At 50.0% G+C, this 312-nt stretch carries 1 pseudogene; it reads left to right on the forward strand.

The features are described 5' to 3' along the window. Window positions 1–97: 97 nt before the first annotated feature. Window positions 98–312, forward strand: a pseudogene (locus tag FDW98_RS05660) (transposase); the annotation flags it as partial.

The following is a 312-nucleotide window of genomic DNA, read 5'->3' on the forward strand; positions in this document are numbered from 1 at the left end:
GCTGTCATCCGGGGCCAGAATTTATCAAGGGAAGGTGCGAACAAGTCCCTGATATGAGATCATGTTTGTCATCTGGAGCCATGGAACAGGGTTCATCATGAGTCATCAACTTACCTTCGCCGACAGTGAATTCAGCAGTAAGCGCCGTCAGACCAGAAAAGAGATTTTCTTGTCCCGCATGGAGCAGATTCTGCCATGGCAAAACATGGTGGAAGTCATCGAGCCGTTTTAACCCAAGGCTGGTAATGGCCGGCGACCTTATCCGCTGGAAACCATGCTACGCATTCACTGCATGCAGCATTGGTACAACCT

It is taken from the genome of Citrobacter sp. wls711 (genome assembly GCF_005281055.1).
In the GTDB taxonomy this organism is placed as follows: domain Bacteria; phylum Pseudomonadota; class Gammaproteobacteria; order Enterobacterales; family Enterobacteriaceae; genus Citrobacter; species Citrobacter gillenii.